Origin of the sequence: Streptomyces katrae, from assembly GCF_000717655.1 — a bacterium.
Classification (GTDB): domain Bacteria; phylum Actinomycetota; class Actinomycetes; order Streptomycetales; family Streptomycetaceae; genus Streptomyces; species Streptomyces katrae_B.
This window is the reverse complement of sequence record NZ_JNZY01000010.1, coordinates 166303-181257: the sequence shown is the minus strand read 5'-3', so window position 1 is coordinate 181257 and position 14955 is coordinate 166303. Positions and strand designations below refer to the sequence as shown.

Here is a 14955-nt window from a genome sequence, read left to right as displayed (position 1 = left end):
GCGAAGGGCCTGGTGGGCGTCACTTCCGTGGGGCGGGTGTCGTTAGGGCCTCGGGGTTGACTCTGGGGGCGAAGGGATGACGGAATGCGGCAGTTTCCTCTGGAGATGCACCACATGGAACCGGGACGGGTCGTCGAGTGGCGGTTGCGGTCCACGGCCGGGGCGGCGGCGGACGGCGGCGCGGGCGATGCGCCGGGCGATGCAGCGGGCGATGCGGGGGGCGATGCAGCGGGCGATGCGGGGGGCAGGAGGGCTTCGTTCAACCAGGACAAGCACTTCACCGTCGCCGAGGAGAGCCGCGGCGCCGACGACCCCGTCGCGTCCTGGGTCGCCGTCACGTTCGAGGTCGCGGGGGCCCTCGACGAGCAGGCGTTGACCCGGGCACTGCTGGCCTTCGTACGCCGGCACGAGGTGCTGCGCTGCGAGTTCCGGCGGCTCGCGGGCGAGTTGGCGTGCGAGCCGATCGACGTCGGCGAACTCGCCCTCGACACCGCCCCCGTGGCCGACTTCGACTCTGCCGACGAGCTGCTGGGCTTCCTCGTCGAGCGGTTCACGCGCAGCATCGACACCCTCTCCTGGCCGCTTTTCACCATGGGCGCCGTCCTGCGCGAGGACTCCGCGACCGTCTACCTGGCCTTCGACCACATCGTCTGCGACGGCCTGTCGATGCCGATCGTCGTCCACGAGGTGCAGAACGCGTACGAGGCGCTGCTGCGCGGCGAGGACATCGGTGTGCCGCCCGCACCGAGCTACCTCGACTTCGCCGAGGAGCAGCGCCGCCGCTACCTCTCCATCGACGCCGACGACGAACGCCTCGGCTACTGGAAGTCGTTCATGGCCCGCAGCGGCGGCGAGTTCTTCCCCCGGTTCCCGCTCGAGCTCGGCGTGGAGCCGGACCGGATGTACCCGATCGTCAACGAGGCCTCGACGCTGCTGGACGCCGCCGAGGCCGAGGTGTTCGAGAAGGCCTGCCGGGCGGTCGACGGCAAGCCGTTCATGGGGGTCCTCGCCGCCGTCGCGGTCTGTCTGCGCGAGGCCGGCGGCCCGGGCGTGTACCGGGGCTTCATGCCGCTCAGCGAGCGCGGCCGGGGCGGCTGGGCGAACTCCGTGGGCTGGTTCGTTAACACCCTGCCCATCGAGTTCGACGCCTCGCCCGGCCGGGACTTCGCCCAGGTCATCGCGGCGGTCAGGGCCGGGTTCGGCGCCATGATGGAGCACATCGACGTGCCGTTCGTCCGGGCCTGGCAGCTGCTGGCGCCCACCGAGTTCGCGGCCCGCTCCTGGCCGTACCCGGTGAACTTCTTCTCCTACATCGACGCCCGCAAGTGTCCCGGCGCCGACCGGCACGAGGACTGGCGGCCGACCTCGCACGTGTGGTCGGCGCGCGCCAACGGCGCCTGCTCCTGGTTCCAGCGGGACGCGGACGGGCTGCACATGAACTCGCTCTACGTGGACACCGCCGCCGCGCGCCGCACCATGGAAGACTTCCAGGAGTCGCTGCGCGGGACGGTACGGGAGATCGCCCGGCACGGCGCGTTCCGCCGCCCGATCGCGCTGACGTCGCCGCGCCGCGCCGTCGGCACCCCGCTCGACGCTGCCCCGTACGCCCGCCACCCCTGAGGAAGCCGGCCGCCCGTGTTCACACGCGGGCGGCACGCCCCAGCAGCAGCGCCTGTTCCCGTGCGTTGCGCGTGAGCGAGGCGGCGCGTTCGAACTCCGCCCGGGCTTCCTCCCGGCGGCCCAGCCGCTCCAGCAGGTCGCCCCGTACGCTCGGCAGCAGGTGGTAGGTGCGCAGGGCCGGTTCCGCGGCCAAGGCGTCGACCAGCGGGAGCGCGGCTTCCGGGCCCTCGGCCATCGAGACGGCGACCGCCCGGTTGAGTTCCACGACCGGCGAAGGGACCAGCTCGACGAGCCGCCCGTAGAGGGTGGCGATCGTCGCCCAGTCCGTGTCCTCGTAGCGGACGGCCTCCGCGTGGCACCCGGCGATCGCGGCCTGGACGGAGTACGGGCCGCTCCCCGCGTGCTGCATCGCCAGGGCGCCGCGGCGGATCAGCATCCGGTTCCACTTGGCCCGGTTCTGGTCGGCGAGCAGCACGGGCTCGCCGTCGGGGCCGGTGCGGGCGGAGATCCGGGAGGCCTGGAACTCCAGCAGGGCCGCCAGCCCGTGCACCTCGGGCTCCTCGGGCATCAGGCCGGCCAGTACCCGGGCCAGCCGGAGGGCGTCCTCGCACAGGGCGGGGCGGACGAGGTCGTCGCCGGCGGTCGCCGAGTAGCCCTCGTTGAAGATGAGGTAGATGACCTCCAGGACCGAGGCGAGCCGCTCCTCGCGGTCGGCTCCGTAGGGGACCTCGAAGGGGACGTCCGCCTTGGCGAGCGCCCGCTTCGCCCGGACGATGCGCTGGGCCACGGCCGGCTCCGAGGCGAGGAAGGCGCGGGCGATCTCCTGGGTGGTCAGTCCGCCCATCAGGCGCAGGGTGAGCGCGATCCGGGCCTCGGTGGCCAGGACGGGATGGCAGGCGGTGAAGATCAGCCGCAGCAGGTCGTCGTCGATGTCGTCGGGGGCCGCCGGCTCGGCGGGCGGCGGCACGTCCTCCAGGGACCGGTCGACCTCGGCGAGCTTGCGCGCGTAGGTCTCCTTGCGGCGGACGAGGTCGATCGCGCGGTGTCTGGCGGTGGCCGTGAGCCAGGCGCCCGGCTTGTCCGGCACACCCGACTCCGGCCACTGTTCCAGGGCGGCGACCAGCGCGTCCTGGGCGATCTCCTCGGCGATGCCGAGGTCGCACACGATGCGCGCGACGCCGGCGATGATCCGCGCCGACTCGATCCGGAACACCGCTTCGACCGCCTGGGTCGCACTCACTGCCGTCACGGCCACCCATCAGAGCAGCCGTGACGGGGCAGGGCAAACGCGGCGCGGCGCGCGGCGCCGCCGCGTGCGGTCAGCCCTCGTCGATCTGACGCAGCTCGGCGCCGACCGTCCACTCCTCGGGGTGGATCTCGAGGAACCGCTTGGTCCACTCCAGCGCCTCGGCCTTGTCCTTGGCCTGGAGGATGGCGTAGCCGCCGACGACCTCCTTGGTCTCGGTGAAGGGCCCGTCGGTGTAGCTCAGCCTGCCGCCGGACCAGGTCACCCGGGTCCCCTCGGAGGTCGGGAGCAGGCCGGCGGTGTCCAGCATCACGCCGGCCTTGGTGATCTCCTCCATCAGTGCGCCCATCCGCTGCCCGAACTCAGGCGGGAACTCGGTGTCGGCGGGAAGGGCCTGCTCGTCGATACGGATCATGGAAAGGAAGCGCGGCACGGTGACTCCTCGGTCGGGCGGGCGGGGGCTTTCCCCGCCTCTCACTGTTTCGTCGAACGGGAGGCGCCCGGATCGACAGCTCCCCGGAGAATTCTTCAGAAAGAATCTTCCGGTCCGAAAAGCGCTACCCGCGAGTAGGATCGCGGGCTCCGGCCCCTCCGAGAGGACCTTCCGATGCCGCGCACCCCTTCTTCTCCCGTCCTGCTCGCCGGCCTGCTGGCGACCGCGGGCGTCGCGCACGCGATCGCGCCGAAGCAGTTCGACGCGATCGTCCCGAGCGCCCTGCCCGGCACGGCCCGGCAGTGGACGTACGCGAGCGGCGCGGCCGAGCTGGCGCTCGCCGCCGGTGTCGCCCATCCGCGCACCCGCCGGGTCGCGGCGCTGGCCGCGGCAGCGTTCTTCGTCGGGGTGTTCCCCGCGAACGTGAAGATGGCCGTCGACGCCCGCCGCCGCTCCCCCGCCGTGCAGGCCATGACGATCGCCCGGCTGCCGCTGCAGCTCCCGCTGGTCCTGTGGGCCCGGAACGTCAGCAGGGGCGCGGCCGGCTGACGCCCCGCCACCGGATCGCGGGCCGGGGTCACCGGCTGTCGCCCGACCAGTCCCAGTGGTCCGGGTCGGCCGCGCGGCGGCGGTAGTGGGCGCGGCCGCCGGCTCCGTAGCGGCCTATCTCGGTGGGGAGCCGGGCCTCCTCGGCGAGTTGGGGCGGGCTCCAGCCCGTGATGTCCAGGAGGAGCCCGTCCAGGGGGCCGCCCACGAGTTCGCCGTAGACACGGCCCGGGCGCGGGCCGGGGTCGGGGTCGTCGTGGTCGGCGCCGTAGACCCGGCGCCGGAGCATCCTGTCGTCCATACCGCCCAGCTTCACAGGCACCACTGACAACGAGCCCGGGTCGGCGGAAGCCGGCCCGCCGGGGAGCCGTCCGGCTTCAGCCTCCGGGCGAGCGCTGCCCGACGTACTCCCCCGGGCGCGGCCCGCCCGGTACGGCGAAGAGGGCGGACGCCTCGTGTTCGGTGTGGCGCGCGAGGGCGTCGCCCCCGGGGCCGGCCGCTGCCGGACGGGGACGAAGCCCGGACGGAGGCCGGCCTGCCAGGCCATGAGAGCAGGCCCGCGTCCCGCGTACGGCCGGACCGGCGCCGAGGACGAAGGCCGTGCCGCCGCCGACACTCCCTAGCCCCCTGGGTGAAACACCCATCCCGGGCGGAAATTCGGCCACGCGGGCCCGGCAGCGATGATGGGAGCCGCCCATGCAGCACTCGGCACACGAAGCAGGAGCACCACCCATGGCACGTCGGGTACACCAGCCGCTGGAGAACCAGGAGTTCGACTTCATCCTCGGCATGACCGGGGGGCCGGTACTCGCCTACTTCATCGGGACCTGGCCCAAGGCCCTGGAGGCCTGCCGGGCGATGGACGCGCTCGTGGCCGAGGCGGCCGAGGAGTACGGCACGCGGCTCACGGCCGTCCGCACCGACATGACCCGCTGCCCCGAGCCGACGAGGCGGTTCGGCGTGGCCGGCGCGCCGACCGTCGTCCTCGTCAAGGACGGCGAGGCCGTGGCGAGCCGGGCCGGGGCGATGAGCCGTGCGGAGCTGCGGGAGTTCCTGGACGCCCACCTCTGAGCGGCTCGGCGGTCACCCGGCCGGGCGGGCCGAAGTGGGCTGTCTGGCCGAAACTGGCATAGGTCAGATAGGTGCCTAGGGCATGTAATGGGTTCCGGTGAGACGGACACACGGAACCATGCCTACGAGGTGCTGCATGTCAGAGACCGTTGCCTTCCCTCAGGACCGAACCTGCCCCTACCACCCGCCGGCCGCCTACCAGCCCCTCCGCGAGGGCCGGCCGCTCTCCCGGGTCACCCTCTTCGACGGCCGTTCGGTCTGGGTGGTCACCGGGCACGCCGAGGCGCGCGCCCTGCTCTCCGACGGCCGGCTCTCGGCCGACCGGCAGAACGAGGCCTTCCCCACCCCCACGAAGCGGTTCAAGGGGCTGCAGAACCGCCGCACGGCCCTGCTCGGCGTGGACGACCCCGTGCACAACGCCCAGCGCCGGATGCTCATCCCGAGCTTCACCCTGAAGCGGACGGCGGCCCTGCGTCCCGCGATCCGGCAGACCGTGGACCGGCTGATCGACGACATGATCGCCAGGGGGCCGGAGGCCGAGCTGGTCAGCGCCTTCGCCCTGCCCGTGCCGTCGATGGTGATCTGCGCCCTGCTCGGAGTCCCGTACGAGGACCACGAGTTCTTCGAGGCGCAGTCCCGGCGGCTGCTGCGCGGGCCGGAGCTCGCCGACGTGGAGGACGCGCGGTCCCGCATCAACGGGTACCTGGCCGATCTGATCGAGCGCAAGCGGACGCACCGGGGCGACGGGCTGCTGGACGAGCTCGTCGAGCGGCGCCTGGAGACCGGTGAGACCGACATCGACGAGCTGGTCTCGCTGGCCGCGATCCTGCTGATCGCGGGGCACGAGACCACGGCGAACATGATCTCGCTCGGTACGTTCACCCTGCTGCGGCATCCCGAGCAGCTGGCCGAACTGCGCGCCGATCCCTCGCTGATCTCGGTGGCCGTGGAGGAGCTGATGCGCTTCCTGTCCATCGCGGACGGGATGCTGCGGGTGGCGACGGAGGACATCGAGATCGGCGGGGTGACGGTCCGCGCGGACGACGGGGTGATCTTCTCCACCTCCGTCATCAACCGGGACGCGGCGGTGTTCGAGGAGCCCGACACCCTGGACTGGCACCGCTCCGTCCGGCACCACGTCGGGTTCGGCTTCGGCGTCCACCAGTGCCTCGGGCAGAACCTGGCCCGGGCCGAGATGGAGATCGCCCTGGGAACGCTGTTCGCACGGCTGCCGGGGCTCCGGCTGGCGGCCGAGCCGGACCGGATCCCGTTCCGGCCGGGCGACACCATCCAGGGCATGGTCGAACTCCCCGTGGCATGGTGAGGGCATGTCGCCACAGCGCATCGACATCGACACGGCCGTCTGCATCGGCGCCGGGCAGTGCGCCCTGACCGCGCCGGACGTGTTCACCCAGGACGACGACGGCTTCAGCCAGCTGCTCCCGGGCCGGGAGGACGGCAACGGCAGCCCGCTGCTCCGCGAGGCAGCGCGCGCCTGCCCGGTGGCCGCCATCCGGATCCAGGAGGAGTAGCCGGCGCGAGCGGAGCAGAGCGCCCCCTTCCCGGGGCCCGTACGGCTCAGAGCAGGGCGACGGCCCGGCGCTCCAGGTCCAGCGAGCGGTCCACGCGTTCGGCGCACGCGTCGAAGAGGGCCCGCCGCGCGGCGGCACCGGAGTCCGGGTCGGCCGTACGGGCCATGGCCGCCAGCTCCGACCAGTGCCGGGCGGACTCCCGCAGGAGCGAGGCCGCCTCCGGCCGCCCGGCGAGATCGAGGAAGTCGGCGTACAGCGGCCGGGTGGCGCCGGGGGCGGTCCACTCCTCCTCGAGGCAGGCGTACAGCCGCCCGGTGCCCACCCGGAACGCCTCCGGGGTGCCGAACCGCCGCTCCCAGCCCGTCTTGGTACTCGTATCCCGCAGCTGCGCTGCGAACTTCGCCATGCCCGAGAAGCCGAAGTTGACGTCGAACTGGTTGCCGAGCACCGGCCCGGTGAGCCGGGCGGCGGTGGTGGCGACGGCCTCGTCGAGATCCGGCTCGCCGGCGGCAGGACCGGTGGGCACCACCATCTGGTGGTGGCCCTTGCGGTGCCCCGTCCAGGCGGCGCCGAACTCCTCCCGGGCGATCCGGTACGGGACATCGGCCCCGTCCTCGACGTACAGGGTCTCGCCCTCCGGGCCCTCGTAGCCCGCGACGACCACGGTGTACGGATCCGCGCCGGCCATCTCAGGAACCCCCTCGTGCCAGGGCAGCCGCGACCGGTCGACCGTGCAGAACACCGGACGCCCGTCGTCGAGGGCGGCGCACATCCGCCCCCAGCGGGGTTTGGCGCTGCGCGTGGCCTCGTACGGGACGTGCAGCCGGCCCAGAGCGGTCTGCACCCAGGGCTGCGGGTGGGCCTGGGCGACGATCGTCGGCATCGGCGGGTGGCCCGCGTACTCGAAGACGAAGTACATGAAGCCGATCCCGCCCGCGAGGCCGGCGACCAGCACCTCGTCGTGAACGCTCCCGAGGGCGTGGCGGATGAGCGAGGCCTCGCGATGGCGGCCGGTGCCGAAGTCCGAATGGACGAGGGGGGTCATGCGGTCAGCGTAGCCGCGCCCGTTCGGGTGATGACGCACCCGACTTCCTGTACAGTTGTCCAGGAAGTCGGCGCCTGTCCGACCCAACCGCCCGCGAAACGGAGGTGGCCGTGCACACGGTCGCTCAGGTCCTCATCGGTGCAGTCGCCGCGCTGCACGTGTACTTCCTGGTCCTGGAGATGTTCCTGTGGCAGCGGCCGCCCGGCCGGGCCCTGTCCGGCTTCGACGAGGACCTCGCCCGCCGCACCGCGCCGCTCGCCGCCAACCAGGGCCTCTACAACGGCTTCCTGGCCGCCGGCCTGGTCTGGTCGCTGGTCATCGACTCGCTCGCCACGCAGGTCTTCTTCCTCGTCTGCGTGATCGTCGCCGGGGTGTACGGGGCCGCGACCGCCAATCGCCGCATCCTGATCGCCCAGGCCCTGCCCGGCGCCCTCGCCCTGGGCGCGGCGCTGCTGGCCGCGTGAGCCCCGAGGACACCATGAGCCCCGAGGACCGCGCGGGCCCCGAGGACCCGCGGACCGCCCGCACCAAGGCCCGGCTGCGCGAGAGCCTGCTCGCCGAGTGCGCGGACCGGCCGCTCGGGGAGGTCAGCGTCTCGGCGGTGGTCCGCCGGGCCGGGGTCGGCCGCGCCACGTTCTACCTGCACTACGAGGACCTCCCGGCGCTGGCCGTCGACGCCTGCGCCGATGTGGTGCACGCGGCGGTCGACGCCCTGCACGCCTGGCAGACGGAGCCCGGGGCGCGCGCCCCGGTCCGGCCCCCGGCCGCGCTGGCCGGATTCCTCGCCGACGCCGCCGCGCACGGGGCCCTGTACCGCACGCTGCTCCTGCCGGGCGGTGGCGGCCCGCTCGGCGAGCGGCTCCACCGGGAGCTGCGTGCCCGCGCCCGAGCCGAGCGCGCGGCGGTGGGCGCCCCGCACGCCGACCTGGTGGCCTCGGCGGTCGCCGCGGCCTTCACCGGGATCCTCGCCGACTGGCTGCACGGCAGCGTGCCGGGCTCCCCGGCGGAGCTGGCGGACCACGTCTGGCAGCTGCTGCTGGCCCTGCACCGCGCGGACTCCCGGCCGCCCGGCCCGTGACCGCCTCCGCGCCCGCCCCATGACAGCCATGAGCCCCGCCGGACCGGCCGGCGGGGCTCATGTCACGGGCTGGGCTCGTGAAGTGGCGTCACCGAAGCGGGACCACGTTTTCCGCCTGCGGGCCCTTGGGGCCCTGAGTGACGTCGTACTCGACCTTCTCGTTCTCCTGCAGCTCCTTGAAGCCGGTGCCCTGAATGGCGGAGAAGTGCACGAACACGTCGGGGCCGCCGTCGTCCTGCTGGATGAAGCCGAACCCCTTCTCCGAGTTGAACCACTTCACGATGCCTGTTGCCATCAGTACGGATCCTTCTCAACGTTCCACGCGGACCGCACGTGAGGTGCAGCCGACTCCATCCTGCCCAACCGTCCCGCACGCCACACCGTAGGCGCGGCCGACCGGGGGCAGTTAGAACTTTCGTTCACCCCCCGCCGTCCACTGCGGGCGACAGCTCGGCGGGCCGCAGCCCCGGGCGTGCCGCGCCGGCGCGGCACGCCCGGGTCCGCCGACCCTGCAGCCCAGGCACTGCGCACGCCCGGTCCGCGCGACGGTGGCCCGGGTGCGCCAGTCCCGCTCGGCTCGGGGGCGCGCGCCGCTGGGCTTGCCCCAGCCGGCGAGGTGCAGGACCCAGGTGACGACACCGGCCGCGGCGACGAGGCCGAGGCCGAGGCCGAGGCCGAGCCAGATGCCGGGGAACCAGGCCGCACACACGGCGACCCCGGCTCCGGTGCAGCCCAGCAGGCCCAGGGCAGGGCCGGCCCAGCCGGCGACCGTGTGGCCCAATGTCGACGTCTCAAGCTCGGTCCCGTGGCGCAGCGGCCCCGATGGTAAAATTTCTCTTTTCACGTCTCACGGAAGGTTCTGCATGAGGAACCCGTCAGCTCACGGGCGTTTCGGCATCAAGACCGGAGCCAAGGCAGGCCCCAAGGGCGGTGCGAAGTCCGGCGGCAAGACCCCCCGGACCGCCCCCCTGCAGGGCGAGTTCGCGATGCCGAAGACGGTCGAGCCGGCGCTGCCGCCGGTGGAGGCGTTCTCCGAGCTCGCCCTGCCCCGTGAGCTGGTGAAGACGATGACCGACCTGGGGGTGACGGAGCCCTTCCCCATCCAGGCGGCCACGCTCCCCAACTCCCTGGCCGGCCGGGACATCCTCGGCCGCGGGCGGACCGGCTCCGGCAAGACCCTGGCCTTCGGCCTGGCCCTGCTGGCCCGTACCGCGGGCCGCAAGGCCGACCCGAAGCGTCCGCTGGCGCTGGTCCTCGTACCGACGCGCGAGCTGGCGCAGCAGGTGACCGAGGCGCTGACGCCGTACGCGCAGGCCCTGGACCTGCGGATGGCCACGGTGGTCGGCGGGCTGTCGATCGGCAAGCAGGTGAGCGCGCTGCGCACCGGCGCCGAGGTCGTGGTGGCCACCCCCGGGCGCCTGAGCGACCTGGTCGGGCGGCGTGACGTCCACCTGGAGCGGGTGAAGATCACGGTCCTCGACGAGGCCGACCAGATGTGCGACATGGGCTTCATGCCGCAGGTCACCGAGATCCTGGACCAGGTGCACCACGCCGGGCAGCGGATGCTGTTCTCCGCGACGCTGGACCGCAATGTGGACCAGCTCGTACGGAGCTACCTGAAGGACCCGGTCTCCCACTCCGTCGACCCGTCGGCGGCTTCGGTGAGCACCATGGACCACCACGTGCTGCACATCCACTCCGCCGACAAGTACTCGACGGCCACCGAGATCGCGGCGCGCGAGGGCCGGGTGCTGATGTTCCTGGACACCAAGCACGGCGTGGACCAGTTCGTGAAGCACCTGCGGGCCATGGGCGTACGGGCGGAAGGGCTGCACAGCGGCAAGTCGCAGCCGCAGCGCACGCGGACGCTCGCCCAGTTCAAGACCGGGGCCGTCACGGTCCTCGTCGCGACGAACGTCGCCGCGCGCGGCATCCACATCGACGACCTCGACCTCGTCGTGAACGTGGACCCGCCGGCCGACCACAAGGACTACCTGCACCGGGGCGGCCGCACCGCCCGCGCGGGCGAGTCCGGCAAGGTCGTCACCCTGGTCACCCCGAACCAGCGCCGTGACATGGTCCGCCTGATGTCCGACGCCCGGATCCGGCCGACCACCACCCAGGTCCGCTCCGGCGAGGCCGCGCTGAGCCGGATCACCGGGGCCAGGCCTCCGTCCGGGGTGCCGCTGGCGGGCGCCGAGCCGACCGACGCGAAGGGCCGGCCCTCGGGCTCGGACCTCGGCTTCCGCGGCATCGGCACGCGTCCGGGCCGGCCGGGGGCGGGCAAGGAGTCCCGCAAGACCTCGGAGGCCCGCAAGCTGGCCGAGGCGCGCCGCGCTGCCCGCGTCCGCAAGGGCGGCTGAGACCCGACGTACGGTGCCGGCCCCCGGACACGGGGACCGGCACCGTACGTGCGAACGGGGGTGGCGCGACCCGGGTCAGCCGCGGCGGCGCCGCCGCCAGGACACGATCGCGCGGGTGATCACCGGCGGGAGCAGGTCCTTGGCCAGCCTGCGCCACGCGGTGCCCGCACGCGGGCGGGGGCCGGACTGGTGCACGGGCGGCGGCACGGGCGCCGCGACGGGCTCGGGCGCCGGATGCAGCGGCGCGGGGGGCGCCGGCGGGACGGCCCCTTCGTCACCGATGCGGACCAGGGACTGGCCGGCGACGACGTCCACGCCGTGCCAAAGGTCCGTACGGCCCTCCAGCCAGCTGAGCAGCGCCGACCGGTAGGGCTCCGGGTCGTCCCAGGTCGCGTACAGCTTCGACGCGGACACGGCGATCAGGTGCAGCTCGCCGGTGGCCACCGCGGCCCATACGGCGGCGGCGACGCCGGGGCAGTGCTCGGAGCGGTAGTCGTCGAAGACGACCACGGCGCCCGGAGCCGCCACCACGCGCGAGGACGCGATGTCCTGGACGACGTGCTCGTAGAGGTGCGAGGCGTCGATGTGGATGAAGCGGCAGCTCGCCGCGCGCACCCGGTCGGCGACCACGAAGGTGGGTGCCTGGATGACCGTGGGCAGGGCCTCGTGGAAGGCCAGGTAGTTCGTCTCGAACCCGCGGCGGGTGAGCGTGGGGTACGAGTCCTGCATCTCCGCGAGGTTGGAGTCGTCCGGCGCGGGCGAGTCGAAGAGGTCACAGACGGTGAACTCCTCTCCCTCCCGCAGATACCCCCCGAGGAAGATCGCGCTCTTCCCCATGAACGCGCCGAGCTCGAGAAGATCGCCCCGCCGGCCTGTCTGACCAGCAGCCTCTTCGCCGTTCTGGCGCGTCAGGAACCAGTCGAAAAGCACCTGGTCATAGTCCGAGAACCAGCCCTTGACCTGGCTGTACGCGGTCGGAGCGGGCGGAGCCGGCTCGCCGTCGGGGGTGGTGACGGGAGCTTGGGAAACGTGCGACACGGAGAGCAGCCTCCAGTGGAACGGCATCGGATCAACGCTGATACCCGGCCAGGTAGGCAGACCATAAACCCCCGAACAGCCGTGTGACGAGCGTTCGGTGCGGAGCGGGGGGAACCGCCGGCGCCGTTTTCCCATCTTGCTCCCGATTGCACCTTTCTTTCCAGCTGCCCCGGAGGCATGGCCTCAGTCCGCGATGTCGCGGCGGTGCAGGCGCTGGGCGGCGGTGTTGCGCACGCGGCGGGTGCGGGCCGTGGCGGCGAGCAGGTCGAGGGCCTCGTACGAGGGCAGCGACTGAGCGGCGGTGCGCTGGCACCAGTCGGAGGCCGCGGTGAGCTCGGCCGGCGACCACGGCTCGCCGTCGGTGATCGCCTTGAGCAGGGTCCACTCGCGCAGCCGGCGGGCCGGGAAGGCGCGGGGGCCGATCGCGGTGTCCATGGCCCGGGCCCAGCCGGGGAAACCTGCGTCGGTCAGCAGGTGGGCGGCGCGGCGGTCGAGGTGCGTGACCACCGCACTCTCGGCCATCACCGGGTCGCGGTCGCGCAGCACGGCGGCAACGGCGTCCGCCTCGGCCCCGACCGTCGTACGGGCAGCGGTGGCCAGGGCGTCGAGGTGGCGGGCGTAGCGCCAGTGGTCGGGCGCGGTGGTGGTCGTGCTCTCGGCGCGGTGTGCCGGGCCGTCCCCCTCGCGTATCTGGTTCTCGCTTCTCCCCATGCCGCCCATTCCACACGACCGCCGTGGACGACCGGTGCGCAGGGTGCCTCAGCCTGCGCCGGGAGCCTGCTCCTCCCGCGGCTCGCGTGAAGCCGGGCGGCGCGGGCCTGCTCCCGGCCGAGGCGAGGGTGCGGCCCGTCCCCGTCAGACCTGCTCGAAGTGGAACGACTTGATGAAGCAGTCGCGGGGCTGGCCGATGGCGAAGAAGATGCAGTCCACCAGCGACTGGGCGGCGAGCGGGTCCTTCGCCGTGCGCGGGGCGTTGTCCCATTCCGGGGACAGCGGGTCGTGGTTGTCGAAGTCCGGCGGGTAGAGGGAGATGACGCGGACGCCCTGGTCGCGCAGCCGGCGCGAGAGGATCTCGGTGAAACCGGCCTGGGCGGACTTGGCGGCGTAGAACGCGTCGTGCGCGTCGGAGCGGTGGTGTCCGGTTTCCCCGCAGCCGGAGATCATCGTCACGATGTCGGGCTTGTCCGAGTTCAGCAGGAGCGGGAGGAAGGCCTTGGTGGCGAGGACGGTGCCGGTGGCGCCCGAGGCGACGGTGTCGACCACGTCCGCGTCGGATGCGGACAGCAGGTCCGTGCCGTGCTGGTAGCGGGCGCCGTTGTTCACGAGTACGTCGACGCGGCCGGTACGGGCGGCCACCGCGGCGGCGAACTCCCGTACGGAGGCCGGGTCCGTGAGGTCGCACGCGAAGGCGTGGACGCGATCGGCGGCGTGGCCCTGGGCGAGGATCTCCTCGCGGACGCGTTCGGCGGCTTCGAGGGTGCGCGCGGAGAGGTGGACCTCGGCGCCGCGGGCGGCGAACCGGAGGGCCAGGGTGCGCCCGAAGTCCCGTCCGGCGGCGGTGATGACGACGCGGTGGTGTTCGAGGGTCATGACGGCGCTCCTGGTTCCGTGGTCGTTACACATGATCTCAGGCGCGACCTATGGCTGTTCGGGCGGGGCGGGGGCTTGGGCGCGGACACGCCGGGGCGGCCGGGCCGGGCCGGGCTCCGGACCCCGCCCCGCCGGTTCGTCCGGACTCAGCCCCCGTGGACCTCGTACCCGCCCCGCCCCTGGTCCGTGGCGTGCCCGGCCTCGGGCAGCGGAGCCCCGGTCTCCAGCAGGGTCTTGAGGCTCGAGGCGAGCATCGGCCAGGCGCGGCTGCACATGCCGATCAGGGTGCCGCCGGGTTCGAAGCCCTCGTGAACGATGGTCAGCCGCGCGAGCGTGTCCCCGACGGGTTCGATCTCGTACGTCACCTTCGTACGCCGTTCCTGCGCCAGCTCGGCCCGCAGCTCCTCGGCGATCCCGACCGAGGCCGCCCACTGCGGGGTGAAGGTGTGCCAGGTGTAGGCGAGCCGGCGGTTCGGGACGCAGTCGAGGACCACCTGCTCGGGATCGCTGGTCCGGGCCCCGCGCTCCACCCAGTCCATCCTCGATCCCACCGCCCAGTCGGTCTCGAAGCTCAGCCCCCAGTACCGCCGGGTGAAGGCGGGCTCGGTGAGGGCCTGCCAGACCCGGTCGGGATCGGCCTGGACGTACAGGGTGTAGGTGATCGCGCTGTCGCTCATCCCCCCATGCTGCGGGACCGGAACCCGCGGACCCCGGATTTCCCAGGTCGCGGCGGGGGCGCCCGCTGTGCCGCCGCCGGCCCGGGGCAGGCCGGGCGCGGTCCGGATCGTACGATGCGCCGTACCGCGCTCCCGCCCTCGGGACGGGGTCCGAGGGCCGACCGACCAGGAGTCGACGTGACCGGCCCGTGGGTCAGGCTCGAACTCGATGTGGCCGCCTTCGACGGAGCCCGCTTCCCGGCGGACGCCGAACGCTGCCGCCGGGCCGGCGCCCGCTTCAGCACGATGGCCACCCTGCGCGACAGCGCGGAGCACCGTCGCGCGCTGTACGAGCCGAACAAGGAGTGCGCGGCGGACCTCCCGGGCCTGGGCCCCTTCCACACGTACGAGGAGTACCTGGAGCGCCGGATCAGGACGGCGGCGTCCTACGATCCGCACGGGGTCGTCATCGCGCTCGACGGCGGCGGCCGGTGGATCGGCCTGTCCGCGATCTCCGACTGGCGGGCCGAGGGCACGTGTTCGGCGAGATGACGGGTGTGCGGGAGACCCACCGCCGGCAGGGGGTCTCGCTCGCCATGAGGGTGCTCGGCGTAGGCTTCGCCCGCTCCAGCGGGTCACGACGATCCGCACCGTCCACCATCCGGCGAACACCCGGGCCATCGCGATGAACCGCCGCCATCGATTCACCGACGCCGCATGGACCTACCCCTGAGCCC

19 protein-coding genes are annotated in these 14955 nt (G+C 73.1%); 9 read left to right on the top strand and 10 right to left on the bottom strand.

The genetic code is table 11. From position 1 onward, the window contains the following. Nucleotides 1-84: 84 nt before the first annotated feature. Complete coding sequence (locus tag IF09_RS0114555) at nucleotides 85-1620, top strand: condensation domain-containing protein (RefSeq protein ID WP_030295666.1); 1536 nt, start codon at nucleotides 85-87, stop codon at nucleotides 1618-1620. Between the two features lie 19 nt (nucleotides 1621-1639). Here the strand turns inward: IF09_RS0114555 and IF09_RS0114550 are convergent, their stop codons facing one another. Together IF09_RS0114550 and IF09_RS0114545 are read right to left on the bottom strand one after the other, a co-directional pair. Then, entirely contained in the window at nucleotides 1640-2860 is a 1221-nt protein-coding gene (locus tag IF09_RS0114550) for an RNA polymerase sigma factor (RefSeq protein ID WP_030295664.1), read from the bottom strand. 79 nt (nucleotides 2861-2939) lie between these two features. Next, nucleotides 2940-3299, bottom strand: coding sequence for a YciI family protein (locus IF09_RS0114545; protein WP_030295663.1), 360 nt, complete (start codon nucleotides 3297-3299; stop codon nucleotides 2940-2942). Nucleotides 3300-3473: 174 nt separating this feature from the next. Here IF09_RS0114545 and IF09_RS0114540 point away from each other — a divergent pair, with 174 nt between their 5' ends. Next, nucleotides 3474-3848, top strand: coding sequence for a membrane protein (locus IF09_RS0114540; RefSeq protein WP_030295661.1), 375 nt, complete (start codon nucleotides 3474-3476; stop codon nucleotides 3846-3848). A 28-nt stretch (nucleotides 3849-3876) separates the two neighbouring features. Here IF09_RS0114540 and IF09_RS0114535 read toward each other — a convergent pair whose 3' ends face one another. After that, entirely contained in the window at nucleotides 3877-4146 is a 270-nt protein-coding gene (locus IF09_RS0114535) for a hypothetical protein (RefSeq protein ID WP_030295659.1), read from the bottom strand. Between the two features lie 431 nt (nucleotides 4147-4577). On the opposite strand from IF09_RS0114535, the gene IF09_RS0114530 reads away from it, so the two are divergent. The 3 genes from IF09_RS0114530 to IF09_RS0114520 all read left to right on the top strand — a co-directional run bounded on the left by IF09_RS0114530 (nucleotide 4578) and on the right by IF09_RS0114520 (nucleotide 6448). Then, a complete protein-coding gene (locus IF09_RS0114530; protein WP_030295658.1) occupies nucleotides 4578-4916 on the top strand; it encodes a thioredoxin family protein in 339 nt (112 codons plus the stop codon). A 136-nt stretch (nucleotides 4917-5052) separates the two neighbouring features. Continuing rightward, complete coding sequence (locus tag IF09_RS0114525; RefSeq protein ID WP_030295657.1) at nucleotides 5053-6240, top strand: cytochrome P450; 1188 nt, start codon at nucleotides 5053-5055, stop codon at nucleotides 6238-6240. A 4-nt stretch (nucleotides 6241-6244) separates the two neighbouring features. Beyond that, the gene (locus IF09_RS0114520; RefSeq protein WP_030295656.1) at nucleotides 6245-6448 is read left to right on the top strand and encodes a ferredoxin; all 204 of its coding nucleotides are present in this window, start codon (nucleotides 6245-6247) and stop codon (nucleotides 6446-6448) included. 46 nt (nucleotides 6449-6494) lie between these two features. On the opposite strand, the gene IF09_RS0114515 is transcribed toward IF09_RS0114520, so the two are convergent. Further along, nucleotides 6495-7493: a BtrH N-terminal domain-containing protein gene (locus IF09_RS0114515; protein ID WP_158709968.1), complete on the bottom strand. Its 999-nt coding sequence runs from the start codon at nucleotides 7491-7493 to the stop codon at nucleotides 6495-6497. 110 nt (nucleotides 7494-7603) lie between these two features. Here IF09_RS0114515 and IF09_RS0114510 point away from each other — a divergent pair, with 110 nt between their 5' ends. Beyond that, a complete protein-coding gene (locus tag IF09_RS0114510; RefSeq protein WP_030295651.1) occupies nucleotides 7604-7957 on the top strand; it encodes a DUF1304 domain-containing protein in 354 nt (117 codons plus the stop codon). Nucleotides 7958-7971: 14 nt separating this feature from the next. Then, a complete protein-coding gene (locus IF09_RS0114505; RefSeq protein WP_030295649.1) occupies nucleotides 7972-8571 on the top strand; it encodes a TetR/AcrR family transcriptional regulator in 600 nt (199 codons plus the stop codon). A gap of 88 nt (nucleotides 8572-8659) precedes the next feature. Here IF09_RS0114505 and IF09_RS0114500 read toward each other — a convergent pair whose 3' ends face one another. Together IF09_RS0114500 and IF09_RS0114495 are read right to left on the bottom strand one after the other, a co-directional pair. Next, nucleotides 8660-8866: a cold-shock protein gene (locus tag IF09_RS0114500; RefSeq protein ID WP_030295647.1), complete on the bottom strand. Its 207-nt coding sequence runs from the start codon at nucleotides 8864-8866 to the stop codon at nucleotides 8660-8662. 111 nt (nucleotides 8867-8977) lie between these two features. Next, nucleotides 8978-9352 (bottom strand): hypothetical protein, encoded by a 375-nt coding sequence (locus IF09_RS0114495; RefSeq protein WP_037634852.1) that lies wholly within the window; start codon nucleotides 9350-9352, stop codon nucleotides 8978-8980. 82 nt (nucleotides 9353-9434) lie between these two features. On the opposite strand from IF09_RS0114495, the gene IF09_RS0114490 reads away from it, so the two are divergent. Next, nucleotides 9435-10934, top strand: a complete 1500-nt coding sequence (locus tag IF09_RS0114490) for a DEAD/DEAH box helicase (protein ID WP_078613249.1) — start codon at nucleotides 9435-9437, stop codon at nucleotides 10932-10934. 75 nt (nucleotides 10935-11009) lie between these two features. Here the strand turns inward: IF09_RS0114490 and IF09_RS0114485 are convergent, their stop codons facing one another. From IF09_RS0114485 to IF09_RS0114470, 4 genes are all read right to left on the bottom strand, one after another. Next, nucleotides 11010-11972 carry a class I SAM-dependent methyltransferase gene (locus IF09_RS0114485; RefSeq protein ID WP_030295641.1) on the bottom strand — a complete coding sequence of 321 codons (963 nt, stop codon included), beginning with the start codon at nucleotides 11970-11972 and terminating at the stop codon, nucleotides 11010-11012. 183 nt (nucleotides 11973-12155) lie between these two features. Further along, nucleotides 12156-12683: a hypothetical protein gene (locus IF09_RS0114480; RefSeq protein WP_199920439.1), complete on the bottom strand. Its 528-nt coding sequence runs from the start codon at nucleotides 12681-12683 to the stop codon at nucleotides 12156-12158. Between the two features lie 144 nt (nucleotides 12684-12827). After that, nucleotides 12828-13562, bottom strand: coding sequence for an SDR family oxidoreductase (locus IF09_RS0114475; RefSeq protein ID WP_030295637.1), 735 nt, complete (start codon nucleotides 13560-13562; stop codon nucleotides 12828-12830). A gap of 146 nt (nucleotides 13563-13708) precedes the next feature. Continuing rightward, nucleotides 13709-14239 (bottom strand): SRPBCC family protein, encoded by a 531-nt coding sequence (locus IF09_RS0114470; RefSeq protein ID WP_037634850.1) that lies wholly within the window; start codon nucleotides 14237-14239, stop codon nucleotides 13709-13711. A gap of 177 nt (nucleotides 14240-14416) precedes the next feature. On the opposite strand from IF09_RS0114470, the gene IF09_RS46955 reads away from it, so the two are divergent. Continuing rightward, a complete protein-coding gene (locus IF09_RS46955) occupies nucleotides 14417-14770 on the top strand; it encodes a hypothetical protein (protein ID WP_234320994.1) in 354 nt (117 codons plus the stop codon). Nucleotides 14771-14955: the final 185 nt, after the last annotated feature.

What these genes read in the sequence shown, in the direction of transcription:
- IF09_RS0114555 (WP_030295666.1), top strand. Translation starts at nt 85, where the DNA reads ATGCGGCAGTTTCCTCTGGAGATGCACCACATGGAACCGGGACGGGTC.
- IF09_RS0114540 (WP_030295661.1), top strand. Translation starts at nt 3,474, where the DNA reads ATGCCGCGCACCCCTTCTTCTCCCGTCCTGCTCGCCGGCCTGCTGGCG.
- IF09_RS0114535 (WP_030295659.1), bottom strand. Translation starts at nt 4,146, where the DNA reads ATGGACGACAGGATGCTCCGGCGCCGGGTCTACGGCGCCGACCACGAC.
- IF09_RS0114530 (WP_030295658.1), top strand. Translation starts at nt 4,578, where the DNA reads ATGGCACGTCGGGTACACCAGCCGCTGGAGAACCAGGAGTTCGACTTC.
- IF09_RS0114525 (WP_030295657.1), top strand. Translation starts at nt 5,053, where the DNA reads ATGTCAGAGACCGTTGCCTTCCCTCAGGACCGAACCTGCCCCTACCAC.
- IF09_RS0114520 (WP_030295656.1), top strand. Translation starts at nt 6,245, where the DNA reads ATGTCGCCACAGCGCATCGACATCGACACGGCCGTCTGCATCGGCGCC.
- IF09_RS0114515 (WP_158709968.1), bottom strand. Translation starts at nt 7,493, where the DNA reads ATGACCCCCCTCGTCCATTCGGACTTCGGCACCGGCCGCCATCGCGAG.
- IF09_RS0114505 (WP_030295649.1), top strand. Translation starts at nt 7,972, where the DNA reads ATGAGCCCCGAGGACCGCGCGGGCCCCGAGGACCCGCGGACCGCCCGC.
- IF09_RS0114500 (WP_030295647.1), bottom strand. Translation starts at nt 8,866, where the DNA reads ATGGCAACAGGCATCGTGAAGTGGTTCAACTCGGAGAAGGGGTTCGGC.
- IF09_RS0114490 (WP_078613249.1), top strand. Translation starts at nt 9,435, where the DNA reads ATGAGGAACCCGTCAGCTCACGGGCGTTTCGGCATCAAGACCGGAGCC.
- IF09_RS0114480 (WP_199920439.1), bottom strand. Translation starts at nt 12,683, where the DNA reads ATGGGGAGAAGCGAGAACCAGATACGCGAGGGGGACGGCCCGGCACAC.
- IF09_RS0114475 (WP_030295637.1), bottom strand. Translation starts at nt 13,562, where the DNA reads ATGACCCTCGAACACCACCGCGTCGTCATCACCGCCGCCGGACGGGAC.
- IF09_RS0114470 (WP_037634850.1), bottom strand. Translation starts at nt 14,239, where the DNA reads ATGAGCGACAGCGCGATCACCTACACCCTGTACGTCCAGGCCGATCCC.